This window comes from Streptomyces formicae, assembly GCF_002556545.1.
Lineage (GTDB): Bacteria > Actinomycetota > Actinomycetes > Streptomycetales > Streptomycetaceae > Streptomyces > Streptomyces formicae_A.
Genome location: NZ_CP022685.1, coordinates 3,913,816 through 3,938,575, shown reverse-complemented (window position 1 = coordinate 3,938,575; position 24,760 = coordinate 3,913,816). Strand labels below are relative to the sequence as shown.

The 24,760-nt window shown below is 72.2% G+C and carries 20 protein-coding genes and 1 tRNA gene; 9 read left to right on the top strand and 12 right to left on the bottom strand.

What is annotated here, in order from left to right; all coding sequences use genetic code 11:
* Position 1: 1 nt before the first annotated feature.
* Complete coding sequence (locus KY5_RS16870) at positions 2-457, bottom strand: GNAT family N-acetyltransferase (RefSeq protein ID WP_098243027.1); 456 nt, start codon at positions 455-457, stop codon at positions 2-4.
* A gap of 295 nt (positions 458-752) precedes the next feature.
* Between KY5_RS16870 and KY5_RS16865 the strand changes: the two genes are divergently transcribed.
* A complete protein-coding gene (locus tag KY5_RS16865; protein WP_055544049.1) occupies positions 753-1,529 on the top strand; it encodes a LuxR C-terminal-related transcriptional regulator in 777 nt (258 codons plus the stop codon).
* Here KY5_RS16865 and tamR read toward each other — a convergent pair.
* Positions 1,488-1,985 carry a MarR family transcriptional regulator TamR gene (tamR, locus tag KY5_RS16860; protein WP_098243026.1) on the bottom strand — a complete coding sequence of 166 codons (498 nt, stop codon included), beginning with the start codon at positions 1,983-1,985 and terminating at the stop codon, positions 1,488-1,490. The two genes, KY5_RS16865 and tamR, sit on opposite strands and share 42 nt — an antisense overlap.
* A 65-nt stretch (positions 1,986-2,050) precedes the next feature.
* On the opposite strand from tamR, the gene KY5_RS16855 reads away from it, so the two are divergent.
* The 3 genes from KY5_RS16855 to KY5_RS16845 all read left to right on the top strand — a co-directional run bounded on the left by KY5_RS16855 (position 2,051) and on the right by KY5_RS16845 (position 4,017).
* Complete coding sequence (locus KY5_RS16855; protein ID WP_098243025.1) at positions 2,051-2,905, top strand: trans-aconitate 2-methyltransferase; 855 nt, start codon at positions 2,051-2,053, stop codon at positions 2,903-2,905.
* Positions 2,905-3,273, top strand: coding sequence for a glyoxalase (locus KY5_RS16850; protein ID WP_098243024.1), 369 nt, complete (start codon positions 2,905-2,907; stop codon positions 3,271-3,273). The genes KY5_RS16855 and KY5_RS16850 overlap by 1 nt, the downstream gene beginning before the upstream one ends.
* A 123-nt stretch (positions 3,274-3,396) precedes the next feature.
* A complete protein-coding gene (locus tag KY5_RS16845) occupies positions 3,397-4,017 on the top strand; it encodes a Uma2 family endonuclease (protein WP_098243023.1) in 621 nt (206 codons plus the stop codon).
* Positions 4,018-4,045: 28 nt separating this feature from the next.
* On the opposite strand, the gene KY5_RS16840 is transcribed toward KY5_RS16845, so the two are convergent.
* Together KY5_RS16840 and KY5_RS16835 are read right to left on the bottom strand one after the other, a co-directional pair.
* The gene (locus KY5_RS16840; protein WP_098243022.1) at positions 4,046-4,732 is read right to left on the bottom strand and encodes a TetR/AcrR family transcriptional regulator; all 687 of its coding nucleotides are present in this window, start codon (positions 4,730-4,732) and stop codon (positions 4,046-4,048) included.
* Positions 4,729-5,754 (bottom strand): acyl-CoA desaturase, encoded by a 1,026-nt coding sequence (locus tag KY5_RS16835; RefSeq protein WP_098243021.1) that lies wholly within the window; start codon positions 5,752-5,754, stop codon positions 4,729-4,731. The genes KY5_RS16840 and KY5_RS16835 overlap by 4 nt, the downstream gene beginning before the upstream one ends.
* Before the next feature lie 268 nt (positions 5,755-6,022).
* Here KY5_RS16835 and ppc point away from each other — a divergent pair, with 268 nt between their 5' ends.
* Together ppc and KY5_RS16825 are read left to right on the top strand one after the other, a co-directional pair.
* Positions 6,023-8,776, top strand: coding sequence for a phosphoenolpyruvate carboxylase (gene ppc, locus KY5_RS16830; RefSeq protein ID WP_098243020.1), 2,754 nt, complete (start codon positions 6,023-6,025; stop codon positions 8,774-8,776).
* Positions 8,777-8,951: 175 nt separating this feature from the next.
* Entirely contained in the window at positions 8,952-11,885 is a 2,934-nt protein-coding gene (locus tag KY5_RS16825) for a DUF11 domain-containing protein (protein ID WP_098243019.1), read from the top strand.
* A gap of 314 nt (positions 11,886-12,199) precedes the next feature.
* On the opposite strand, the gene KY5_RS16820 is transcribed toward KY5_RS16825, so the two are convergent.
* From KY5_RS16820 to KY5_RS16795, 6 genes are all read right to left on the bottom strand, one after another.
* Positions 12,200-12,667: a hypothetical protein gene (locus KY5_RS16820; RefSeq protein WP_098243018.1), complete on the bottom strand. Its 468-nt coding sequence runs from the start codon at positions 12,665-12,667 to the stop codon at positions 12,200-12,202.
* A 114-nt stretch (positions 12,668-12,781) separates the two neighbouring features.
* Positions 12,782-13,378, bottom strand: coding sequence for an aminoacyl-tRNA hydrolase (gene pth / locus KY5_RS16815; protein WP_098243017.1), 597 nt, complete (start codon positions 13,376-13,378; stop codon positions 12,782-12,784).
* 79 nt (positions 13,379-13,457) lie between these two features.
* Positions 13,458-14,048 carry a 50S ribosomal protein L25/general stress protein Ctc gene (locus KY5_RS16810; protein ID WP_098243016.1) on the bottom strand — a complete coding sequence of 197 codons (591 nt, stop codon included), beginning with the start codon at positions 14,046-14,048 and terminating at the stop codon, positions 13,458-13,460.
* Positions 14,049-14,243: 195 nt separating this feature from the next.
* Complete coding sequence (locus tag KY5_RS16805) at positions 14,244-15,218, bottom strand: ribose-phosphate diphosphokinase (protein WP_098243015.1); 975 nt, start codon at positions 15,216-15,218, stop codon at positions 14,244-14,246.
* Positions 15,219-15,334: 116 nt separating this feature from the next.
* Entirely contained in the window at positions 15,335-16,783 is a 1,449-nt protein-coding gene (glmU, locus tag KY5_RS16800) for a bifunctional UDP-N-acetylglucosamine diphosphorylase/glucosamine-1-phosphate N-acetyltransferase GlmU (protein ID WP_098243014.1), read from the bottom strand.
* Positions 16,784-16,911: 128 nt separating this feature from the next.
* Positions 16,912-16,983, bottom strand: a tRNA-Gln gene (locus tag KY5_RS16795).
* 309 nt (positions 16,984-17,292) lie between these two features.
* Here KY5_RS16795 and KY5_RS16790 point away from each other — a divergent pair.
* Positions 17,293-18,630: a sensor histidine kinase gene (locus KY5_RS16790; protein WP_098243013.1), complete on the top strand. Its 1,338-nt coding sequence runs from the start codon at positions 17,293-17,295 to the stop codon at positions 18,628-18,630.
* Positions 18,631-19,069: 439 nt separating this feature from the next.
* Here KY5_RS16790 and KY5_RS16785 read toward each other — a convergent pair whose 3' ends face one another.
* Positions 19,070-19,603, bottom strand: a complete 534-nt coding sequence (locus tag KY5_RS16785; RefSeq protein ID WP_098243012.1) for an SUKH-3 domain-containing protein — start codon at positions 19,601-19,603, stop codon at positions 19,070-19,072.
* Positions 19,604-19,680: 77 nt separating this feature from the next.
* The gene (locus KY5_RS16780; protein WP_418952785.1) at positions 19,681-20,289 is read right to left on the bottom strand and encodes a YwqJ-related putative deaminase; all 609 of its coding nucleotides are present in this window, start codon (positions 20,287-20,289) and stop codon (positions 19,681-19,683) included.
* A 273-nt stretch (positions 20,290-20,562) separates the two neighbouring features.
* On the opposite strand from KY5_RS16780, the gene KY5_RS16775 reads away from it, so the two are divergent.
* On the top strand, positions 20,563-21,540 hold the full coding sequence (locus KY5_RS16775; protein WP_098243011.1) for an SMI1/KNR4 family protein: 978 nt from the start codon (positions 20,563-20,565) through the stop codon (positions 21,538-21,540).
* A gap of 7 nt (positions 21,541-21,547) precedes the next feature.
* The gene (locus tag KY5_RS16770; RefSeq protein WP_098243010.1) at positions 21,548-24,373 is read left to right on the top strand and encodes an SUKH-4 family immunity protein; all 2,826 of its coding nucleotides are present in this window, start codon (positions 21,548-21,550) and stop codon (positions 24,371-24,373) included.
* The last annotated feature ends 387 nt before the right edge of the window (positions 24,374-24,760 follow it).

Below are 24,760 nucleotides of genomic sequence, written 5' to 3'. Positions count from 1 at the left end.
CTCAGGCCAGCTTCTTGGTGAGCGTGAACTCCTTGACGCCTTCGGGGTAGTCGGGGATCACGCAGACCAGTTCGTAGCCGTGGCTCCGGTAGAAGCCGGGGGCCTGGAAGTCCCAGGTCTCGACGCGGGAGCTGACGCAGCCCCGGTCCTGGCGGGCGACGCGCTCCGCCTCGTCGAGCAGGCGCGAGCCGAGGCCGGTGCCGCGGTGCGGGGCGGCCACCCAGAGGTGGTTGACGTGCAGCCAGCGGCCCCAGGTGTGCGCGGCGAGCCCCGCCGCGACGCCGCCCGCCTCGTCCAACGCCCAGACCGCCAGCGGTAGTTCCTGGTCGTCGGGGGTGCCGCGCAGGGCGCGGAGCACGGGCGACGCCGCGTCATTGGTCTCCCTGAGCCGCGAACGAAGCAGACCAAGCCGCTCTTTGTCGACTCCTGTCTCAATACGAAACATACGGCTCACCATAAACGCGCTGGCCAATCAGTTCTGCAAATCAGCTTCCGCTCCGGGCGTCCGGCTCTACTCTGAAGAACAGTGCCGGTGGGGGCCGGCGCTGATCAGGGGGCGAGACAGTCGGGTACGACGCCCGGTAGCACGTTGTGGGGGCCAGTGGTCAGGGCGCGGCGGCGGCCGTGCGACCGCGTCGACCCCGCTCCGGGCGCCGTGCCCGCGCCGATCGCTCCCCGACGGTCTTCGGGCCCGACGGTCTTCGGACGGGGTATCCCCGGCTCCTTGCAGGAGCGTGGGGAAGGGGGTTTCTGTGGTTCGCATTCGAGTCCTGGTCGTCGACGACCACCGCATCTTCGCCGAGTCGCTGGCCGCCGCGCTGGCGGCCGAGCCCGACGTGGACGTATCCGCCGCGGGCAGTGGTCCCGCCGCGCTGCGCTGTCTGGAGCGGGCGATCACCGAAGGGCGCAGATTCGACGTCCTGCTCGTCGACGCCGACCTCGGCAGCACCGCGAGCGCGCTGCAGGGCGCCCGCCCCGCCGTCCCGGTCCAGGAGGGGAACGCCGACGGGCTCGTCGACGGCATCTCCCTGGTCGCGGGCGTGCGTTCGGGCCAGCCCGCCGTGCGCACCGTGGTGCTCGCCGAGAAGGACGACCCGCGCCGCGCGGCCCTCGCGCTCCAGGCGGGCGCATCGGGATGGGTCGCCAAGGACTGCTCCCTGTCCCGGCTCCTGACGGTGATACGCGGCGTCCTGCGGGACGAGACCCACCTGCCGCCCGCGCTGCTCACCGGCGTGCTGCGCGAGCTGACGGCCGCCCGCAAGCACCGCACCGAGTCCGAGCGCCTGGTGGAGTCGCTGACCCCGCGCGAGCGCGAGGTGCTCCGCTGCATGGTGGCGGGCCTGGGCAGGAAGGCGGTCGCGGAGCGCCTCTTCCTCTCCCCGCACACGGTGCGCACCCACATGCAGAACGTGCTCGGCAAGCTGGGCGTCCACTCCACCCTCGCCGCCGTCGCGCTCGCGCGCCGCGCCGGGGTCGGCCCGGTCGACCTAGCCGGGGATGTTGTCGAACGGGGCGGTCAACTGGCGTAGCAGCGCCGCCAGTTCGCCTCGCTGGGCGCGGGAGAGCTCCGCGAGGATCGCCCGCTCCTGTTCGAGCAGTCCGGCGAGGGCCTGGTCCGCGCGGTCCTGCCCCTCGCCGGTCAGGCGCACGAGGACGCCGCGCCGGTCGCTGGGGTCGGGCAGGCGCTCGACGAGGCCCTTCTTCGCCAGGCGGTCGATGCGGTTCGTCATCGTGCCCGAGGTCACCAGGGTCTGGGTGAGCAGCTGGCCGGGGGAGAGCTGGTAGGGCGCGCCCGCGCGCCGCAGCGACGTCAGGACGTCGAACTCCCAGGGCTCCAGGCTGTGCTCGGAGAAGGCGAGTCTGCGGGCGCGGTCCAGGTGCCGCGCGAGCCTGCTCACGCGGCTGAGCACCTCGAGTGGTTCCACGTCGAGGTCAGGGCGCTCCCGGCGCCACGCTGCGACCAGCCGATCGACCTCGTCCTCCATGGCGATCAGTGTAGGGGGTCCCTCGACATGAAGTCTCTTGACGTCAAGATATCTCGGGGGCGAGGATGGGACGGCGCCCACATGTCCACGAGGAGGCCACCGTGTCCGCTGCCGTCTGGGATCCCCGTCAGTACCTGCGCCACGAGGGCCATCGCGCCCGGCCCTTCGTGGACCTGCTCGCCCGCGTCCCCGAACCGCCGGACACCGGACGGGCGCCGCGCGTCGCCGACCTCGGCTGCGGCCCCGGCAACGTCACCCGGCTCCTCGCCGAGCGGTGGCCCGCCGCGCACATCACCGGGTTCGACAACTCCCCGCAGATGCTGGAGCGGGCGGCCGGGCTCGCGGGCCCCACGGAGGGCGGGGGCCGCCTCGACTTCGCACCTGCCGACGCCACGGACTGGGCGCCCGCCCCCGGGACGTACGACCTGATCCTCTCCAACGCGACGCTCCAGTGGGTCCCGGGTCACCCGGACTCCTTCCCCGCCTGGGTCCGCGCGCTGGTGCCCGGCGGCACGCTCGCCTTCCAGGTGCCCGGCAACTTCGACGCGCCCAGCCACGTCCTGATGCGGGAGCTCAGCGAGTCCGAGCGGTGGCGGGGGCGGCTCGCCGGACTGCTGCGGCACGCGGACGCGGTGCTGTCGCCGGGGGCGTACCTGGAGCGGCTCGCGGGCCTCGGCTGCGAGGTCGACGCCTGGGAGACGACGTACCAGCACCTCCTGACCGGCGAGGACCCCGTCCTCGACTGGGTCAAGGGCACGGGCCTGCGCCCGGTCCTGACCGCGCTCGCGGACGACGCGGCGGCGACGGAGGAGTTCCTCGCCGACTACCGCGAGCTGCTGCGCAAGGCGTACCCGGCGACGGCCCACGGCACGGTCTTCCCGTTCCGGCGGGTGTTCGCCGTGGCGCGCAAGGGGGCCTGATGCTGCACGCCGTCGACCACGTCCAGCTCGCGGCGCCGCCCGGCAGCGAGACGCAGCTGCGGTCCTACTACGTCGGTGTCCTCGGCATGACGGAGACGCCCAAGCCGCCCGTGCTCGCGGCGCGCGGCGGCTGCTGGTTCGAGGCGGGGGCCGGGGCCGTGCGGCTGCACCTGGGCATCGAGGCGGACTTCAGGCCCGCGACGAAGGCGCATCCGGGGCTGCTCGTGCGGGACATCGACGCGTACGCGGACCGCCTCGTCGCGCACGACGCCGAGGTCGCCTGGGACGAGGACCTGCCGGGGCACCGCCGCTTCTACTCGTGGGATCCGGTGGGGAACCGTCTTGAGTTCCTCGAAGCGTTGGCCTGACCTCGCACTTTTGAGTGATCGCAGGGGATTTCGGGCCGTGGGGACAGGGTGGGCCATAGCGTGCCCGTGTCGCTTGTGCCGCAGTGGCGCCCGCGCCCACACTGATGGAGGAGGTGCTGCACGATGACCGCTCTCGCACATGAGGTGACCCCCGTGGTGAACAACCCGGTACCTGACTTGGACGAGGTCCTGTGGCAGGCGTGGAAGGCCATGGATCTCCCCGAGGGCTACCGGGCCGAGATCATCGAGGGAGCCATCGAGGTGTCGCCTACCGGTCGCCGTCGTCATACGGTGCTCATCAACCGTCTCCGTAGGGCTCTTGACGCCCACCTGAAGGGCAGTGACTACGCGGCCTATCAGGATGGCAACGTCATTTACCGTCGCAAGGCATGGATCCCCGACCTCTTCATCGCCCCCGAAGACCTCGACGGGATCCCCGACGAGGAAGACCTCGGCGTCGATGCTGCCGGAGTCGCGATGGTCGTCGAGGTCGTCTCACCGGGCCGTCGCAACATCGAGCGCGACCGCGTCCGCAAGCGCCGTGAGTACGCCCGCGCGGGCATCCCCGTCTACGTGATCATCGACGACTCCGACGAGGAGGGTGCCGTCCTCGTGCTGACCCTTCCGAACGACAAGAAGGCGACGTACGAGGAGGAGCACCGCGTCCCCTACGGCACCGAAGCCGTCGTCCCGAGCGGGCCCGCCAAGGGGTTCACCATCGGCGAGGAGATCACGCGGAGCTGAGGGAGCGGGCCCCGCTCGGCCCTTCGGGTCAGCTCTTCCTGTGCCCTATCAGCCGCGGCTTCGGCTCCAGGCCGTCCAGCCCGTGCCACGCCAGATTGACCAGGTGCGCCGCCACCTCCGCCTTCTTCGGCTTGCGGACGTCGAGCCACCACTGGCCCGTCAGCGCGACCATGCCGACGAGCGCCTGCGCGTACAGCGGGGCGAGCTTCTGGTCGAAGCCGCGGCCCTTGAACTCCTGGCCCAGGATGTCCTCGACCTGCGTCGCGATGTCCGAGATCAGGGACGCGAAGGTGCCGGTGGACTGCGCGACGGGGGAGTCGCGGACCAGGATGCGGAAGCCGTCCGTGTACGTCTCGATGTAGTCGAGCAGCGCGAAGGCCGCCTGTTCGAGGAGCTCACGGGGGTGCCCGGCCGTCAGCGCCCCCGTCACCATGTCGAGCAGCGCCCGCATCTCGCGGTCCACCACCACCGCGTACAGACCTTCCTTGCCGCCGAAGTGCTCGTAGACGACCGGCTTGGAGACCCCGGCCTTGGCCGCGATTTCCTCCACCGACGTGCCCTCGAAGCCCTTGGCGGCGAAGAGCGTGCGGCCGATGTCGAGGAGCTGCTCCCGGCGCTCGGCACCCGTCATCCGGGTGCGGCGCGTACGTCGGGGCTGCTTCTCTTTGCCGGAGGGGCTGGAGTTGCTGGAGTCGGTCGCCACGTCGTCAATCATGCCGGGTCGGAGGCGCGGGCAACGCGGCGGGACTCGATGCGTGACTTCGAGGGCCAGCGCACGTCGTACGCCCAGCCGAGGCGCTCGCACCAGCGGATGATCCGCGCCGAGGAGTCGACCTGGCCGCGCATCACGCCGTGCCGCGCCGACGTCGGGTCGGCGTGGTGGAGGTTGTGCCAGGACTCGCCGCAGGACAGGACGGCGAGCCACCAGACGTTGCCGGAGCGGTCGCGGGACTTGAAGGGGCGCTTGCCCACCGCGTGGCAGATGGAGTTGATCGACCAGGTCACGTGGTGCAGGAGCGCGACGCGGACCAGGGAGCCCCAGAAGAAGGCCGTGGCGGCCCCCCACCAGGACATCGTCACCAGGCCGCCGACCAGCGGCGGGATGCCGAGCGAGACGATCGTCCAGAGCAGGAACTGCCGGGAGACGCGGCGGATCGCCGGGTCCTTGACCAGGTCGGGGGCGTACTTCTCCTGCGAGGTCTGCTCCTCGTCGAACATCCAGCCGATGTGCGCCCACCACAGGCCCTTCATCAGGGCGGGGACCGTCTCGCCGAAGCGCCAGGGCGAGTGCGGGTCGCCCTCCGCGTCGGAGAACCTGTGGTGCTTGCGGTGGTCGGCCACCCAGCGGACCAGGGGCCCTTCCACGGCCATGGACCCGGCGACGGCGAGCGCGATGCGCAGCGGCCGCTTGGCCTTGAAGGAGCCGTGCGTGAAGTAGCGGTGGAAGCCGATCGTGATGCCGTGGCACCCCAGGTAGTACATGAAGACGAGCAGGCCGAGGTCCAGCCAGCTCACCCCCCAGCCCCAGACCAGCGGCACGGCGGCGAGCAGGGCGAGGAAGGGCACGGTGATGAACAGGAGCAGCGCGATCTGTTCGAGCGACCGTTTCTGCTCGCCGCCCAGCGTCGCGGACGCGTTCGCGGACGGGTCGGTGGCGGCGGCGTCGGCGGTCGCCGACGCCCGCGGAGCGTCTTCGATCACATCGGTGCTGGAGTACGCATCGGACGTTGTCGTCATGGGCACGTCCCCTGGGGGGTCGAGGAATGAGGGTTGTCTACGGGCACGCGGGAACGGACCGGTTCGTTTCCTACGGTTCCGTAACCTACGGCGACGTAAGTATGGCAGTGCGAAGCGCTGCGGCAAGAGGCCGCGAGCTCCGCGCTGCGAAGTGACACCTATCCTTGGACACGGTCGGACAGCGCGGTCCGCTCTGTTTCTCCCCCGGATCCCCACCGGGGACCCCTCCCAGTCTTGAAGCGCTTCAACACTGCAAGGAGCCGCACCTGTGAGCAGTGCCGACGACCAGGGCCAGCAGGCCACCAGCACCGCAAGCCCCGCCAGCACCGAGCTGCGCGCGGACATCCGCCGCCTCGGCGATCTGCTCGGCGAGACCCTCGTACGCCAGGAGGGCCCCGAGCTCCTCGAACTGGTCGAGAAGGTCCGCCGCCTGACGCGCGAGGACGGCGAGGCCGCCGCGAAGCTGCTCGGCGGTACGGAGCTGGAGACCGCCGCCAAGCTGGTCCGCGCCTTTTCCACGTACTTCCATCTGGCGAACGTCACCGAGCAGGTGCACCGCGGCCGCGAGCTGCGCGCCAAGCGGGCCGCCGAGGGCGGTCTCCTGACCCGCACCGCGGACCGGCTCAAGGACGCCGACCCCGAGCATCTGCGCCAGACGGTGCAGAACCTCAACGTGCGCCCCGTCTTCACCGCGCACCCCACGGAGGCCGCCCGCCGCTCCGTGCTCAACAAGCTCCGGCGTGTCGCCGAGCTGCTCGAAACCCCCGTCATCGAGTCCGACCGGCGCCGCCACGACATCCGTCTGGCCGAGAACATCGACCTGGTGTGGCAGACCGACGAGCTCCGCGTGGTGCGCCCCGAGCCCGCCGACGAGGCCCGCAACGCCATCTACTACCTCGACGAGCTGCACGCGGGCGCCGTCGGCGACGTCCTCGAGGATCTCACCGCCGAGCTGGAGCGCGTCGGCGTCGAGCTGCCCGAGGGCACGAGGCCGCTCAGCTTCGGCACCTGGATCGGCGGCGACCGCGACGGCAACCCGAACGTGACGCCCGCCGTCACCTGGGACGTCCTGATCCTCCAGCACGAGCACGGCATCAACGACGCGCTCGACATGATCGACGAGCTGCGCGGCTTCCTCTCCAACTCCATCCGCTACACCGGAGCCACCGAGGAGCTGAAGGCGTCCCTCCAGTGCGACCTGGAGCGCCTTCCCGAGATCAGCCCGCGCTACAAGCGGCTCAACTCCGAGGAGCCCTACCGCCTCAAGGCCACCTGCATCCGGCAGAAGCTGGAGAACACCAAGCAGCGCCTGGCCAAGGGCACCGCGCACGTGGAGGGCCGCGACTACCTCGGCACCGCCGAGCTCCTGCACGACCTCACGCTCATCCAGACCTCGCTGCGCGAGCACAAGGGCGCCCTGTTCGCGGACGGGCGGATGAACCGCACCATCCGTACGCTCGCGGCCTTCGGCCTCCAGCTGGCCACGATGGACGTGCGCGAGCACGCGGACGCCCACCACCACGCGCTCGGCCAGCTCTTCGACCGGCTCGGCGAGGAGTCCTGGCGCTACGCGGACATGCCCCGCGAGTACCGCCAGAAGCTGCTCGCCAAGGAGCTGCGGTCCCGGCGTCCGCTCGGTCCCTCCCCGGCCCCCGTCGACGCCGCGGGCGAGAAGACCCTCGGCGTCTTCCTCACCGTCAAGAAGGCCCTGGAGACCTTCGGGCCCGAGGTCATCGAGTCGTACATCATCTCGATGTGCCAGGGCGCCGACGACGTGTTCGCCGCCGCCGTGCTGGCGCGCGAGGCGGGCCTGATCGACCTGCACGCGGGCTGGGCGAAGATCGGCATCGTGCCGCTCCTGGAGACCACCGACGAGCTGCGCGCCGCCGACGTCATCCTCGACGAGATGCTCGCCGACCCCTCCTACCGCCGTCTCGTCGCCCTGCGCGGCGACGTCCAGGAGGTCATGCTCGGATACTCCGACTCCTCCAAGTTCGGCGGCATCACCACCTCGCAGTGGGAGATCCACCGCGCCCAGCGCAGGCTGCGCGACGTCGCCCACCGCTACGGCGTGCGCCTGCGCCTCTTCCACGGCCGCGGCGGCACCGTCGGCCGGGGCGGCGGCCCCTCGCACGACGCGATCCTCGCGCAGCCCTGGGGCACCCTGGAGGGCGAGATCAAGGTGACCGAGCAGGGCGAGGTCATCTCCGACAAGTACCTGGTGCCCTCGCTGGCCCGCGAGAACCTCGAACTGACCGTCGCGGCGACCCTCCAGGCATCCGCCCTGCACACCTCGCCGCGCCAGTCCGACGAGGCGCTCGCCCGCTGGGACGCCGCCATGGACGTCGTCTCGGACGCCGCGCACTCCGCGTACCGCAAGCTGGTCGAGGACCCGGACCTGCCGAACTACTTCCTCGCCTCCACTCCGGTCGACCAGCTCGCCGACCTGCACCTGGGCTCGCGGCCCTCGCGCCGCCCCGGTTCGGGCGTCTCGCTCGACGGCCTGCGCGCCATCCCGTGGGTCTTCGGCTGGACCCAGTCGCGGCAGATCGTGCCCGGCTGGTTCGGCGTCGGCTCGGGCCTGAAGGCGCTGCGCGAAGCCGGTCTCGACACCGTCCTCGACGAGATGCACGAGCACTGGCACTTCTTCCGCAACTTCATCTCCAACGTCGAGATGACGCTGGCCAAGACGGACCTGCGGATCGCGCGGCACTACGTCGACACCCTGGTGCCCGACGAGCTCAAGCACGTCTTCGCCGACATCGAGGCCGAGCACGAGCTGACCGTGAAGGAGGTCCTGCGGATCACCGGGGGCACCGAGCTCCTCGGCTCCCAGCAGGTCCTGCGGCAGACGTTCGCGATCCGCGACGCCTACCTGGACCCGATCTCCTACCTCCAGGTCGCCCTCCTCAAGCGCCAGCGCGACGCGGCGGCCGCGGGCACCGAGCCCGACCCGCTGCTCGGCCGCGCGCTGCTGCTCACCGTGAACGGCGTCGCGGCGGGCCTGCGCAACACGGGCTGACACCCTGGCCGCCAGGGCCCCGCACCTCTCCCGGAGGTGCGGGGCCTTTGCCGTGCGGCAGGCACCTAATCAGGTGAAACGGCGGTCGTACCGACTCGTCATGGCGCCTCCCGCGCCGCTCCCGGGGCCACAGTGAACGGGCCCTAGATCCATCCCCTCGGCGGTCGGGAGCACTGTGACCCCCGTACTCCATCACCGGTCCGGCCGCACCCTCGCTGCGGTTGCGGTCATCCTGTTCGCGCTGCTCGCGGCGCTCGCGCTCGTGCCGGGCGCCCCCGCCCACGCGGACGCCCGCATGAGCGTCCGCCTGGACCCGGCGACCTCGCCCGTGCCCTCCGGCGACCACGTCTCGTACAACGCGAGCATCCAGTGCTCCATCCCCGGCGACTGCCAGTCGGTGACCGTGACCTTCACGCCGCCGCCCGGCGCCTCCGGGCCCGGCGAGGTGTCGCAGCCCTACCCGCCGGGCGTCACGGACGTCACCGCCAACGCCGACGGCAGCGTCACCGTCACCTACGGCAAGATCAGCAGCGGTCAGAGCTCGCAGCTCACCGTCAGCTGGCCCACCGACGACTACTGGACGGCGCCGGGCGCGCAGCGGGCCACGATGTCGGCGACCGCCACCAACGGCGACGGCACGCCGAGCACCGACGACGCCTCCGTCACGGTCACCGCCACGCCCAACCCGGCGATCACCAAGGAGGGCCCGAAGGCGGCCAGGCCCGGCGACACCGTGGCGTACAAGATCACCGCGACCAACGACCCGCGCGACTCCAACCGGCCGCGCGGCAACCTCGCCCTGGAGAACACGGTCCTGACCGACGTGCTCCCCGAGGGCGTGGACCTCGTCGACGCCACCCCCACCGGCTACACCTACGACCCGGCGACGCGCACCATCAGCTGGCCCGTGGACACCGAACCGGGGCGCCCGGGCGACCAGTTGGCGCAGGTCAAGGAGTATCCGTACGGCGTCGTCCACGAGATCAGGGTCAAGGTGCGCGACGACGTCGCCGACGGCACGAAGCTCACCGACACCGCCACCATCACCGGCGACCCCTGGGGGCCGGGCACCGGCAAGATCTCCAAGGACGCCACCGCCGACACCACCGTCGGCACCGGCTCGGGCGAGGTGTCCGGCACCCTCGACAAGTCCGTCGACACCCCGCTCGCGGGCAACGGCCAGCGCGTCTCGTACGTCCTGAGGTTCGGCAACACCGGCACCGAGGCCGCCGACGTCCGCCTCTCCGACACCCTGCCGCGCGGCTTCGACGCGGCGTCCCTGCGCCTCTCCACCCCCTCCGGCGGCACCTACGCGGGGCGTTGGACGGTCGTGGTGACCCGCGCCGACGGCAGCACCGAGACGCTCACACCCACCGACCAGCAGGTCGACCTCGGCGACGATCCGGTCTCCGTACGCCTCAACGTGCCTGGCCTCGCCGCGGGCGCCAACCTGGTCGCCCAGATCAGCGGCCGCGCGGACGCCACCGAGGTGCCCGGCGGCAGCGGCGACGTCCGCAACTGCTCCCGGCTCGAACTGACCGGTGACAGCGGCGGCACCGCCGATGAGAAGTCCTGCGCGACCTTCCGCATCGAGCCCGAGGTCGCGCAGCCCGAACTCACCAAGTCCACGGCGCCCGCCCCCGTCGGCCCCGGCGGCACCCACACCTGGCGCATCACCATGCGCAACGACCGCTACCGCACCGACTCCTCGCCGCTGCGGCCGCACTTCGTCGACCTGGTGCCGCGTCAGCTCTCGTACGTGGAAGGGTCCTGGACCCTCGCGGGCGGCCAGCCCGCCTACTGCCCGGCCGCCGACCGCTTCACGGAGAAGGTCACCGCGGGACCCGACGGGCGCACCCGCGTCGAACTGACCGCGGCACGCGGAGCCGAGATCCCGGCCAACGACTCCACGTGCGTCTACACCTTCCGTACGACCGTCAAGCCCGGTGTCGCCAGCGGCACTTACGGCGGCACGCCGAACGACGCCGACTACGCGGGCAACCGCGCCGGGCTCTACGACGCGCAGCGCCCCATCAACACCCGGCAGACCGACACCCACGACATCAACGGCAACGGCAACACCACCGAGAACGTCGCCGAGGCCACCGACGACTTCGCCATCGCCCAGTCCGCCTCGCTCTTCGTCACCAAGGAGGTCAAGGGCGACAAGGACAGCGACTTCAAGGGCTCGGCGGAGGTGCCGGGCAAGGAGGACGAGGTCGGTCAGTCGACCGCGGGCGGCACGGTCGAGTACCGCACGGTCCTCGGCAACATGGGCAACACCGACCTCACCAACGTCGTCGCGTACGACCTGCTGCCCGCGCCCGGCACGAAGGGCGTCACCAGCGGGCGCTACGGCGACGCGGCGACCAGCGAGTGGCGGCCCGTCCTCACCGGACCCATCGACGCGGGGTCCGCGCCGGTGACGATCACGTACTCGGTGAAGGCGGATCCGTGCCGACCGGAGATGGACAACACCCCGGACGGCAGCGCGCCGTTCCACTGCGACGGGAAGCCGGATCCGAGCTTCGTGCCCGCGTCCGGGGTCACGGACTGGAGCACGGTCCGGTCCGTCCGCTTCGACTTCGACGGGCACGTGTTCACCGCGGGTGAGCGGTACACGCTGCGCTGGCGGATGAAGGTGCCGGAGCGGGCGTCGGACGGCGAGCCGTTCGACGGCGGGGAGCGGACCTGGAACAAGATCGCGATCGCGGGGGACCGGAGGGAGCCGGACGGGACGCTTCGGCCGTTGTTGGCGACGGAGGCGCCGTGGGTGGTGGCGGAGGTAGACAAAACCCCGTCGCCGACGCCAACGCCGACGCCAACTCCGACGCCGACCCCGACGCCTCCCACCCCGACCCCGACGCCGACCCCTCCCACCCCGACCCCGACCCCGACGCCTCCCACCCCTACTCCTACTCCCACCCCCACGCCTCCCACCCCGACGCCTCCGTCGCCGGAGCCGTCGCCGTCCCGGAGTGAGCCGCCGGCGCTTCCTGACACGGGGTCTTCGATCGCGCCGCTGGTGGCCGCGCTGGCGGCGGGGCTGCTGGCTGCGGGCGGAGTCTTCTTCGCCGCTACGCGGCAGAGGAGGGGGCGGCACTCCTAGCCCTCCGGGGTGCGGGTGAACGGTGGCTGGTCGCGCCGTTCCCCGCGCCCCTTATAGGGGCGGCAGTCCTGGTGTTCTGACTGCGGCCCGCATGTGGCTGAGCGCGCAGTTCCCCGCGCCCCTGACGGGGCGCCCCCCTGCCGGGCGGGTGGGCCCCTGCAAGGGGCGCGGGGAACGGCGCGAGCAACCACGCACGACCCGCACTCGAAATCTGAGCGGGAGGGCCCCTGCAAGGGGCGCGGGGAACGGCGCGAGCAACCACAGCGAACCCGCACCCGAAGTCCGAGCGGGACAGCCCCCAACACCGCCGGCCATCAGAACGTCAACGCCAGGAACGACGCCGACAGCACCACCCCACCCGTCACGGCGAAGCCCAACGCCACGCGCGGCAGACGCAGGCCCCCCGCCACCACCACCGAACCGAGAAGCAGCGCCCCACCCAGAGGGAGCAGCGCGTGGAGGAAACCGGGCCCGCCCGCACGGACCGCCTCCCGCGTCCCCGGCTTCAGGGCGACAGGAATCCGCGCACCCTTCCTCTCGGCGATGGATCGGTCGATCACCACGCGCGAGGGGGAGGAGGGAGAGGGGGAGGAGGACGCGGGGGACGGGGTGTAGGAACCGACGCAGTCGTCCGGCCCGCACCGAGTCACCGTAAGCACCCCCCGCTCAGGCCCCCCGGCCAGCAACCGCGCGGAGTCCCAGGACGCCCAGCCCCCCGCGGCGAGAAGCAGCGCGGTGAGCGAGCCCATGGCCGTGCGGCGTCCCAGGAGGAGCAGATTCATGGCCGGGATCCTTGGCCACTTGACTCCGCTCAGTCAACACTGGGCACAACGGACCCCGGGCCGGATCCCGGGGCGAACCGCAGGCCGAGCCGCAAGGACGAACCGCAGGAGCCGTCAGGAGTTGTACGTGCTCTGGGCCCGCTCCAGGCCCTCGATGATCAGCGCCTCGACCGCGTCGGCCGCCCGGTCGACGAAGTAGTCGAGTTCCTTGCGCTCCGACGAGGAGAAGTCCTTCAGGACGAAGTCCGCGACCTGCATGCGGCCCGGCGGGCGGCCGATGCCGAAGCGGACGCGGTGGTAGTCGGGGCCCATCGCCTTGGTCATCGACTTGAGGCCGTTGTGGCCGTTGTCACCGCCGCCCAGCTTCAGCCGCAGCGTCCCGTAGTCGATGTCGAGTTCGTCGTGGACGGCGACGATGTGCTCGGTCGGCACCTTGTAGAAGTCGCGCAGCGCCGTCACGGGACCGCCCGAGACGTTCATGTACGACATGGGCTTGACCAGGATCACCCGACGGCTCGTGGGCCCGGGCGCACCGATGCGGCCCTCGACCACCTGAGCCTGTGCCTTCGCGGCCCGCTTGAACTTGGCGCCCATGCGGTGCGCGAGCAGGTCGGCGACCATGAAGCCGACGTTGTGCCGGTTCATGGCGTACTCGGGGCCGGGGTTGCCGAGCCCGGCGATCAGCCAGGGGGCGTTGGCATCGGTCGTCACGTGCGTGTCTCCTTCATACGCGGCAGCCGCCGCCCCCCGAGGGAGCGGCGGCTGCCGTGCCGGATGTGCGTCGCGAGGCTCAGGCCTCGGCGGCCGCGTCGCCCTCGGCGGACTCGGCCGGGGCCTCCTCGGCCTGCGCGGCCAGGACCTGGAGGACGACGGTGTCGTCCTCGACGGCCAGCGTGGTGCCGGACGGCAGCGGGATGTCCTTGGCGAGGACGGACGCGCCGGCGTCCAGGCCCGCGATGGAGACGGTGACCGACTCGGGGATGTGGGTGGCCTCGGCCTCGACCGGAAGCGCGTTCAGGACGTGCTCGAGCAGGTTGGCGCCCGGGGCCAGCTCGCCCTCGGTGTGGACCGGGACCTCGACGTTGACCTTCTCGCCGCGCTTCACGAGGAGCAGGTCGACGTGCTCGAGGAAGCCCTTGATGGCGTCGCGCTGGACGGCCTTGGGGATGACGAGCTCGGGCTTGCCGTCGATGTCGATGGCGAGGAGCACGTTGGACTGGCGCAGGGCCAGGTTCAGCTCGTGGCCGGGAAGGGTGATGTGGGCCGGCTCGTTGCCGTGGCCGTAGACGACCGCGGGGACCTTGTTCTCGCGGCGGATGCGACGGGCGGCACCCTTGCCGAACTCGGCGCGGGACTCGGCGGCGAGCTTGATCTCAGCCATGGGAACTCCTCGGAGGTCAGAAATGTCGATGGGGGTGGTCACCCGGCCATACGACTTACTGGCCTGCTACGAAGAGCGCGTCGATAACGGACCGCCGCACCAGAAGATGCGGCCTCCCTCGCCGAGCAACGTGGACAGTGTACTCGGCGGGGAGGCCGCCTCAGAAATCGATCTTCGCTGCGAGGTCTACAAGACCTACTGCTCCTCGAAGAGGCTCGTCACCGAACCGTCCTCGAAGACCTCGCGCACCGCGTTCGCGATCGTCGGCGCGATCGAGAGCACCGTGATCTTGTCGAGTTCGAGACCGCTCGGGTCGGGCAGCGTGTCCGTGAAGACGAACTCGCTGACCTTGGAGTTCTTCAGGCGGTCGGCCGCGGGGCCGGAGAGCACGCCGTGCGTGGCCGTCACGATGACGTCCTCCGCGCCGTGCGCGAACAGGGCGTCGGCGGCGGCGCAGATGGTGCCACCGGTGTCGATCATGTCGTCGACCAGGACGCAGACGCGGCCCTTCACGTCACCGACGACCTCGTGGACGGTGACCTGGTTGGCGACGTCCTTGTCGCGGCGCTTGTGGACGATCGCCAGCGGGGCGCCGAGGCGGTCGCACCAGCGGTCGGCGACGCGCACGCGGCCCGCGTCGGGGGAGACCACCGTCAGCTTCGAGCGGTCGACCTTCGCGCCCACGTAGTCCGCGAGGACCGGCAGGGCGAAGAGGTGGTCGACCGGGCCGTCGAAGAAGCCCTGGATCTGGTCCGTGTGCAGGTCGACCGTGAGGATGCGGTCCGCACCCGCGGTCTTCATCAGGTCGGCGACCAGACGGGCCGAGATCGGTTCACGGCCGCGGTGCTTCTTGTCCTGCCGCGCGTAACCGTAGAACGGCACGATGACGGTGATGGAGCGGGCCGACGCGCGCTTGAGCGCGTCGATCATGATGAGCTGCTCCATGATCCACTTGTTGATCGGAGCGGTGTGGCTCTGGATCAGGAAGCAGTCGGCGCCGCGCGCCGACTCCTGGTAGCGGACGTAGATCTCACCGTTGGCGAAATCGAAGGCCTTCGTCGGCACGATGCCGACACCCAGCTTGTGTGCGACCTCCTCGGCCAACTCGGGGTGGGCGCGGCCGGAGAAGAGCATCAGCTTCTTCTCGCCGGTCGTCTTGATCCCGGTCACAGCACTGTCTCCTCAGAGAGTTCGTCCCGCTGCCGTACTCACGCGTCCCGGTGCGTCGAGTCGGCCGATTGTGTGCACCTATCACGGTACGCCGTGTCAGACGCACCTGTTTCCGGTCAGCTTTCGCCGGCCGGTTCCCGGGACGCTGCCTCCGCCGCCTTCGCGGCCGCGCTCCCCGGACGCTTGCGGGCCACCCAGCCCTCGATATTCCGCTGCTGGCCCCGGGCGACGGCCAGCGAACCGGCCGGCACGTCCTTGGTGATCACGGACCCGGCGGCGGTGTAGGCACCGTCCCCGACCGTGACAGGAGCCACAAACATGTTGTCCGAACCGGTCCGCACGTGCGACCCCACCGTGGTGTGGTGCTTCGCCTCGCCGTCGTAGTTCACGAAGACGCTCGCGGCACCGATGTTGGAGTGCTCGCCGATCGTCGCGTCGCCCACGTACGACAGGTGCGGCACCTTGGAGCCGTCGCCCAGCGTCGCGTTCTTCATCTCCACATACGTACCCGCCTTGGCCTTCACTCCAAGCCGGGTACCCGGACGCAGATACGCGAACGGGCCGACGCTCGCCCGCTCCCCGATCTCCGCGCCGTTCGCGACGGTGTTGTCGACCCGGGCCCCCGCGCCCACCGTGGTGTCGTTCAGGCGGGTGTTGGGGCCGACCTCGGCGCCCTTGCCCAGGTGCGTGGCGCCCTGGAGCTGGGTGCCGGGGTGGACGATCGCGTCGCGCTCGTAGCTGACGGTGGCGTCGAACCAGGTGGACGCGGGGTCGACGACGGTGACTCCGGCGAGCATCGCCTCGGTCAGCAGGCGGTCGTTCAACGTCCGGCGGGCCTCGGCCAGTTGGACGCGGTTGTTGATGCCCGCGATCTCCTCGTGGTCCTCGGTGACGGCGGCGCCGACGCGGTGCCCCGCCTCGCGCAGGATGCCGAGGACGTCGGTCAGGTACTCCTCGCCCTGGCTGTTGTCCTTGCGCACCTTGCCGAGCGCGTCGGCGAGGAGCTGCCCGTCGAAGGCGAAGACACCGGAGTTGATCTCACGGATCGCGCGCTGGGCCTCGGTGGCGTCCTTGTGCTCGACGATCGCGGTGACCGCGCCGTTCGCTCCGTCGCGCACGATGCGGCCGTAGCCGGTCGCGTCCGGCACCTTGGCGGTGAGCACGGTCACGGCGTTGCCGTCGCCGTCGTGCGTCGCGGCGAGCTGGCGCAGCGTCGCGCCGGTGAGCAGGGGGGTGTCGCCGCAGACCACGATGACGGTGCCGTCGACCGAACCGCCGAGCTCGTCGAGGCCGATGCGGACGGCGTGCCCGGTGCCGTTCTGCTCGCGCTGGTAGGCGGTGCGGACCCGCGGCGCGATGGCGCCGAGGTGCTCCTTGACCTGGTCGCTCTGGAAGCCGACGACGGTGACGAGCTGCTCGGGCGAGAGTGCGTCCGCGGCCTCGAGCACGTGCCCGATGAGGGAACGGCCACAGATCTCGTGCAGGACCTTGGGAAGGTCCGACTTCATACGGGTGCCCTCACCCGCTGCGAGGACGACGACGGCTGCCGGGCAGTTGGCGCTCACGGGGATGCCCTTCGGCTTCGGATGGTTGGGGGTTCCTCTTGGGGAGGACATCCGCAGGATACCGGGGCGTAGGGGCGTGGAAATGGGCGCGGGTCCCGACCACAGGGATCAGGACCCGAGAGATGAAGCTCCCCCGCCAGGACTCGAACCCGGACAGATGGCACCAAAAGCCACAGTGCTGCCAATTACACCACGGGGGATGGAAACGGCCTGAACCGGACATTGCGTCTGGCTCGCGGCCGGGCCCCCAACACTATGCCGCACCGGGCGCCTTCGACGCGACGATACAGATCACCTCCTTCGCGCCACACTCCGCGCGTGATCTCCGTCATGGTCCCGGCGGCGCCGCGAGCCATCCGGAATGCGGACGTCCGGCGCGAAAACGTGAACGGTTCAACAGTTCGAGGGATATCGGTGAGTTTCGCTTCCCGTCGAACGGGGCGTGTGCTGGATCACCGGGCCGGAAACTCACCGGAAAACCGGGGTGGAACGCCCGTACGCTGGAGCACATGACCACGACGGGGGACGACCGCACCACGGCCATGACCGGGCCGTGGTGGTGGGAGAGGTGGCGCGGCGCCGCGCTGGACGCGGGGCTCGCGCTGGCGTCCGCGGCGGAGTGCGGGGCCGAGGGCGTGGAGTTCAGCGGGGACGCGGGACTGCCGACGCCGGTGGGGGTCGTGTTCGGTGTGCTCGCGGGTTCGGCGCTGCTGTTCCGGCGCCGCTGGCCCATCGCCGTCGTCCTCATATCGATCGCGATCACGCCCGCGCAGATGGGCGTCCTGCTGACCGTCGTCGGGCTCTACACCCTGGCCGCCTCCGAGCTGCCGCGCCGCATCACCGGCGCGCTGGCCGGGATGTCCATGGCGGGGACGCTGATCGTGGCCCTGGTGCGGACCAGCCAGGACATGGCCAACGACGCGGGGTCGCCCGCCATCGGCAGCGAGTTCGTGCCGTTCTTCGCGGTGACCGCCGCGATCGGGGTGACCGCGCCGCCGGTGCTTCTCGGTCTGTACGTGGGCGCGCGGCGCCGTCTGGTGGAGGGCATGCGGGAGCGTGCGGACAGCCTGGAGCGCGAGCTCCAGCTGCTCGCGGAGCGCGCGGAGGAGCGCGCCGAGTGGGCGAGGAACGAGGAGCGCACGCGGATCGCCCGCGAGATGCACGACGTGGTCGCGCACCGGGTGAGCCTGATGGTCGTGCACGCGGCGGCGCTCCAGGCTGTCGCCCGCAAGGACCCGGAGAAGGCCGTCAAGAACGCCGCGCTCGTCGGCGACATGGGCCGCCAGGCGCTGACGGAGCTGCGCGAGATGCTCGGGGTGCTGCGCACCGGCGACGGCACGCAGAACGCCAAGCCGGTCAAGCCCGCCGAGCCGGTGCCGCTGGCCGCCGTGGGGCACGCCGCCGCGGCGGCCGCCTCCCGCGCGGTGGACGAGGAAGGCCCCTCCCTCGCCGATCTCGACGAGCTGGTGGGCCAGTCGCGGGCCGCGGGCATGGCGGTCGACCTGTCGGTGGAGGGCGAGTCGCGCGACTACGCGGGCGACGTCGAGCAGACCGCGTACCGCGTCGTGCAGGAGGCGCTGACGAACGTGCACAAGCACGCGGCGGGCGCCAAGACCCACGTCCGCCTCGCGCACCGCACGTCGGAGATCGCCATGCAGGTGGAGAACGAGCCGCCCCCCGAGCCGGACGAGGCGGCCGACGCCCGCCTGCCCAGCGGCGGCAACGGTCTGGTGGGCATGAAGGAGCGGGTCATGGCACTGGGCGGCGTGTTCGTGTCGGGCCCGACGGACGGAGGCGGCTTCCGAGTCTCGGCGGTACTCCCGGCGGCCGCGCAGGCCGCCCCATAAGGGGCGCGAGGAACGGCGCGATCGGCCCCCATGCACCCGCAGGTCAGAGAACCGCTGAGCCCGCCGTGAGGCGAATCGGCTGGGCGGGGAGCCCCGCAGGGGGCGCGGGGAACGGCGCGATCGGCCCCCATGCACCCGCAGGTCAGAGAACCGCTGAGCCCGCCGTGAGGCGGACCGGCTGGGCGGGGAGCCCCGCAGGGGGCGCGGGGAACGGCGCGATCGGCCCCCATGCACCCGCAGGTCAGAGAACCGCTGAGCCCGCCGTGAGGCGAATCGGCTGGGCGGGGAGCCCCGTAAGGGGCGCGGGGAACGGCGCGACCAGCCCCCACGCACCCGCAGGTCAGACAATCGCTGAGCCCGCCGTGAGGCGGACCGGCTGGGCGGGGAGCCCCGCAGGGGGCGCGGGGAACGGCGCGACCAGCCCCCACACATCCGCAGGTCAGAGAACCGCTGACCCCGCCGTAAGGCGAATCGGCTGCGCCCCCGTGACCAACGTCGCCAGCGCCTGGTCGATGCTGGGGCCGAGGAACCAGTCGCCGCTGTGGTCGAGACTGTAGACGCGGCCCTCCGCGTCGACGGCGAGCAGCGCCTGCGTCTCCGTCTCCTCGCCGATGGGGCACACCTCGGAGTCCAGGGCACGGCCCAGGTCACCGAAGGTGCGGGCCAGATGGAGGCCGTACATCGGGTCGAGGTGCACGGTGGCCGGAGCTATCTGGCGGCCGGGCCCCTGCGGGGTGATGTGCAGTCCGCCGAACTCCGCCCACGCCTCGACGGCCGCGGGGAAGACGGCGTGCCGGTGCCCCGCGGGCGAGGTGTGGCGGCGCAGTACGTCCGCCCAGATCTCGGCCTGCTTGATGTCCCAGCGCCCCGGCCGCCAGCCCGCCGCGCGCAGGGCGGCGTCGACGGGGACGGGGAAGCGGGTGCTGCCGCCGGTGGCCGCTGCGGCCGTCGTGGCGGTGTGGTCGGCGTGCATGGGGTGGCCCTCGTTCGGTCGGAAGGGTCGTCGGATGGACGGTGGGGCGTCGGTCCGGCTGGTGTCCGGTGCGACGGTCAGGCCTCGTTCGCCGTCGGATCCACTACGCGTACGCCGAAGTGCGAGGTGAGGGCCGTACAGGAGCGGCAGGGACGGGCGAAGCCGCCGTGCAGCGGGTCGCCGTCCTCGCGGATGCGGCGGGTGGTGAGCTTGGCGTGTTTGAGCGCCTTGCGTGCCTCGCCGTTGGTCATGGGCTTGCGCGAGGCCCGTTTGGAACGGCTTGCGTCGGCCGCCGTGAGGTGGCGGGAGATGAGGATCGCCTCGGCGCAGCGCCCGGTGAAGCGTTCGCGCTGACCGCTGGTGAGGGTGTCCAGGAAGTCCTGGACCAGCGGGTGCAGCGCGGGCGGCTCCTCACCGCGGCCCGCGGTGCACGTGAGGGTGGTCTGGCCGCGTACGGAGAGGGCGGCCGCGACGGTCGGCAGGATGCCGTCGCGGCGCTGGCGCAGGACAGGCGCGTGGGCGGCGGTGGCGCTCCACCCGACGCGGGGATCGCCGCCGGCGCGCGGGTCGCCGTGGTGGGTGCCCGGCTCCCCGGCGCGCGGGTCGTCAGGGACCGCCGCGGCGGGGCCGCCGCCCGCCCCGGTGGCCGACGTGTGCCCGGACATGCCGCTCTGTGCCGTGTGCATCTGCTGTTCGCCTCCCCCTGCTCGCGGTCGTCACCGCGTGTGCCACGCCCCCGCGTTGCGGGGACAGCCTGCCAAATGGGGCGGGTGGTGCGGAAGCTGGGGCACTGCGACACGCCTGGCTTTCCGTCCACTTTCGCCGCACGGTGACCGTCCGGTGGCTGCTGGTCATGGAACCGGAGGCCCGGTGACCGGTGTCGTTCTTACGCATAGGCTGTCGACATCCGCAGGGCCATGAAGCAAGAACCATCCACAGTGCCGCAGGGGGCAACCGCCATGACGACAGGTCGGCTGGGGCAGCAGTCCGCGCCGCCGAACGCGGCCTACGCCGGGCAGGTCGTGCACTTCCCGGACCCGGTCCGGGCCGCACGCCATCCCAGAGGGGTGCGGGTGGACGAGCACGGTTACCCGGACTTCTCGTTCTACGCGCGGGCCGCGGCCGAGATCGCCGAGCCCCCGGAGGGCTTCGGCGTCGACGAGCTGCGCCTGACGGACTACGTGTCGGCGAACGCGGCGCTCGCGGCCTCGGGGCACGACCTGTGGGACACGATCCCCGCGGTGGCGACCCCGCACGGCTGGACCTGGCACCACGTGCCGAACAGCCGCCGCCTCGAACTGGTCCCCGTCGAGGTGAAGGCGCTCCTGCGCCACCACGGCGGGCTCGCGACGACCTCCGTCGACCAGGACAAGAGGGGCACGCGCCCGCTCCAGGAGACGCGCCCCGCGCACTTCGGCCTGCCCAAGGCGGCGGTCGCGGTGACCGAGCAGCAGATCCAGGGCGTCGAGGAGGACCTCGGCTACCGGCTGCCCGGCGCCTACCGGTCCTTCCTGAAGGCGGCGGGCGGCTGCGCGCCGGTCGGCACCGCGCTCGACGCGGACCTCGGGCTCCTGCTCGACCAGCCGTTCTTCACGGTCAGGGACGAGGCCGCGGTCAACGACCTGGTCTACGTCAACAAGTGTCTGCGCGACCACCTCACCAAGGACTACCTGGGCGTGGGCTTCGTGCAGGGCGGGCTGCTCGCCGTGCAGGTCAGGGGCGACCGGGTCGGTTCCGTCTGGTTCTGCGCGTACGACGACGCCCGTGACCAGGACGCGTGGCCGCCGCCGGAGCGGGTGCGGCGGCTGCTGCTGCCCTGCGGCGACGACTTCGACCAGTTCCTGTCCCGGCTCGCGGGCAACCCGCCGGAGCTGGAGACCGTGGCGAACCTGATGGTGGACGGCGGCTTCGCGCAGGCCGTCCCGGTGGGGGAGTGACTTGGCGATGGTGACCTTCGCGCAGGCGCAGGAGCGCGCCGAGGAGTGGATCAACGGCGACGTGCCCGGCTACCAGCACCGTGCGGTGCGGGTACGGGAGTTCGACCTCGGCTTCGTCGTCTGGGCCGAGGACCGCGAGAACGGTCCGGTGTCCGACGGCGGCAGCCAGCGGCTCGTCATCGCGCGCGACAGCGGCGAGGCGACGCTGTGGCCCGGCCTTCCGGTGGGCGAGGTGATCCGCAGGTACGAGGAGGAGTACGGCCTGCCGGACGCGGCGCCCGAGGACACGACCCCCGCGCCGCCGCCGGAACGGGTGGATCTGAACCAGACGTCGTTCCTGCTGAGCCCTCCGGAGTGGCTCCAGGAGGCGGCGGACAAGCTCGGCATCCCCGACCGGCGCTCGGGCTCCGCGGCCTCTCCGGACTCCGCGGCCTCCTCGGACTCCGCGGCCTCCTCGGACTCCGCGTCCGGATCGGAACCCGCCGCTCCCGACGCCGGTACGCCGTGGCCCGCCGCGCCCGCGGTCGACGAGGGCCTGGCCCCGACGTCGCCCGGCACGCCCGCGGGGGCGACCCCGTGGGCCGGTACGGACACCAACGCCGACGACGGCGAGGACCTCTCGGTACCCGCGCCCGCGACGGTGTTCGCGCCGCCGCTGGTCGTCGAGGACGACGAGGAGCAGCCGAGGCCGAGCGTGGCGCCGGAGGCCAAGACGGCCCTGATGCACGGGGGCAGCCAGCTCCCGAAGACGGCGCTGGCCCCGGCGCTCGGCGGCGCGCCCGCCGCTCCGGGCGCGGGCGCGTCTGGCGCGCCGGAGGGCCCGGGTGGGTCCAACGCGCCGCAGCCGCCCGCGGGTTCGCCGCCCCCGCAGCCGCCTGCCGGGTCGCCCGCGCCGCCGCCGTCGGACGCTTCGGCGTACGGCTATCCGCAGGGCCCTGGTGCGTCCACCCCGGCTCCGCCGCCGCCGGACTCCTCGGCGTACGGCTACCCGCAGGGCCCCGGTGGGTCCAACGCGCCGCAGCCGCCTGCCGGTTCGCCGCCCCCGCAGCCGCCTGCCGGGTCGCCCGCGCCGCCGCCGTCGGACGCTTCGGCGTACGGCTACCCGCAGGGCCCCGGTGGGTCCAACGCGCCGCAGGCTTCCGGTTCCGCCACGCCCCCGCCGCCCAGCCCGCCGGGTGTCCCCGGCGTGCCTCCGGGGAGTACGCCGCCGCCTTCCGGTCCCGGTGCGCCGGGCACGCCCGCGGGCGGGTACGTCCCGACGCAGCTCGTCTCGTCGCTCGGCCCCGACGGGCCCAAGCCGCCCGCGGCCCCTGGTGCTCCGCAGCCTCCCGGCTCGCCCGGGACGCCGCCGGGTGGCGTGCACCATGCCGCGACGATGCTGGCCGACCCGAGCCTGGGCGGTCCCGGTGGGATAAAGCCTCCCGGTGCTCCGGGCGCTCCCGGTGCGCCGCAGCCGCCCGGTCCGCCCGGTCCGCCTGGTGCTCCCGGCGCCCCTGGTGCGCCGCAGCCTCCTGGCCCGCCCGGTGTGCCGGGTGCGCCGCCCGGTGGTGTGCACCACGCCGCGACCATGCTGGCCGACCCGAGCCTGGGCGGTCCCGGTGGGATAAAGCCCCCCGGGGCTCCTGGTGCGCCCGGCGCCCCTGGCGCACCTCAGCCGCCCGGCCCGCCCGGAACTCCCGGTGCCCCGCCGCCCGGCAGCACCCCGCCCCCCGGCGGGGGTGTCCACCACGCCGCGACCATGCTGGCGGGGCCCGCGGTCGGCGGTCCTGGTGCGCCCGGCATGCCGCCGCCGCCCGCGCCGGGGCCCCAGGGGCCCGGCGGCGGTCAGCCGTACGGCTATCCGCAGCCGCCCGTCGGGCAGCCCACCGTCGGACCCGGCTACCAGGCCGTCCTTCGCTACCGCGCGGCCGACGGCTCCGAGCAGCAGGTCATCCGCCGCTCGGCGCCCGGTACTCCGCACCCGGAGTGGCAGATCCTGCACGAGCTGCACGGCATGAACGTGCCGCCGCAGCAGGTGCTCGAACTCCACACCGAGCTGGAGTCCTGCGAGCTGCCGGGCGCGTACTGCGCCCGCATGATCCGCGAGACCTGGCCGCAGGCGCGGATCACGTCCATCGCGCCGTACGGCACCGACCACGCGTCCCGTCAGGGTGGCATGCAGCAACTCCTCGCCCACCAGGGCGAGTTGCACCAGGTGGCGGACGGGCCCGCGCGCCCGGCGCCGGTGCGCGCGCCGTTGCAGCAGCTGCCGCCCGCCCCGGCGATCCCGCCGGAGGGCATCGCACAGGAGCTGGCCGCGGCGTTCGGGCCCGGCATCTTCCGCTTCGACCAGCGCGCGGTGTCCCGGCAGGGCGTGCCGGACATCGTGGCGCACGTCCTCGTGGTGGCGGGTCTGCCCGTCGACTTCGGCCCGTTCTTCTGGGCGCAGGCCCAGCCGGGGCGGCCCGTGCCGACGCTGGCGGAGCTGGCGCAGGAGCGGGGGGTGCAGGCGGCCTCCGACGCGGGCTCGTACCTGGTCATGGGCAGCGACTTCGGGCGTGCGCTCTGTGTCCAGTACGGGACGGCGAACATCGTTGCCGTGCCGGTGGAGGCGGGGGCCGGCGGGGCGCCGGTGCCGCCGCAGTTCGTGAACACGGGGTTGCCCGAGTTCGCGCGCTGTATGGCTCTGTTGGGGCGGATGTGGCGTCTGCGGTTCGGTCTCAATCAGGAGCAGGCCGGGCGGTGGACTGTGGACTTCCAGAATCAGTTGGCCGCGCTTGACGCTGCCGCTTTGGCTTCGCCGGAGAGTTGGTGGTCTGTGCTTCTTGAGCAGATGTGGGACGGGTTGTTGTAGGTGTTCTTTCGGGTGCGGGTGGGCTGTGGCTGGTCGCGCAGTTCCCCGCGCCCCTAAGAGCCTGCGCCGTTCCCCGCGCCCCCAAAGATTGCGCCGTTCCCCGCGCCCCTAAGAAAGCCTGCGCCGTTCCCCGCGAGCCTAAAGATTGCGCAGTTCCCCGCGCCCCCAAGGAAGCCTGCGCCGTTCCCTGCGCGCCTAAGGAAGCCTGCGTCGTTCCTCGCGCCCCTAAAAGATTGCGCAGTTCCCCGCGCCCCCAAGGAAGCCTGCGCAGTTCCCCGCGCGCCTAAGGAAGCCTGCGTCGTTCCCCGCGCGCCTAAGGGAGCCTGCGGAGTTCCCCGCGTCCCTGGGAATGCTCCCCATGCCCCCTCGAAGCTGCTCCCCGAGGGG